The following is a 540-nucleotide window of genomic DNA, read 5'->3' as shown; positions in this document are numbered from 1 at the left end:
AGCCCATAGAAAAGGTTTTTCTATAGTTCCTTCTATCCTTGCCCCACCTTCGGTGCAGTTGTAAATTTTAGTATCTAAATATTTTTGTATTTTTTGTACATCTTGTTCTAAATTTTGCTTAAACATGAGCCAGACATGATGAGTTTTAACTTTCCCTTTTTTGCCATAAGCAAGAGTGTAAAGGTGTGGATACTTTTTACTTTCATAGGTTGCTGAGTTTTGATAATCATCAGGATGAGAATTACCATTTTTTGCATAGGCTAAATCCTGCCCTATAAAAATGATGTTTTTGTGTTTTAAATACAAGGAAAGATAATAAGCCATATGCGCAACGCTAAATCCCACGGCAGCATAAGAAAAGTCTTTAAGATCTATATAATATGGAAAAGTAAGAACTTTTTGGGTAATGACTAAATTTCTACCCTTTAAATATTCAATCGCTTTTGGATGAACAACACCAGCACAAATAAATATAATATCCTTATCAAATTCCCCAAAATCATGATTAAAAAATTCTGCTGTAATGGCTTTTCTTTCAAG

1 protein-coding gene is annotated in these 540 nt (G+C 32.0%); it reads right to left on the bottom strand.

Going from position 1 to position 540, the window contains the following annotated elements:
* The coding region (locus AJN64_RS05740) for a 6-hydroxymethylpterin diphosphokinase MptE-like protein (protein ID WP_148122990.1) at positions 1-540 on the bottom strand (540 nt) is incomplete at both ends.

The organism is Campylobacter sp. BCW_4332, assembly GCF_001763175.1.
In the GTDB taxonomy this organism is placed as follows: Bacteria; Campylobacterota; Campylobacteria; order Campylobacterales; family Campylobacteraceae; genus Campylobacter_D; species Campylobacter_D jejuni.
This window is presented reverse-complemented; position numbering and strand designations above follow the sequence as displayed.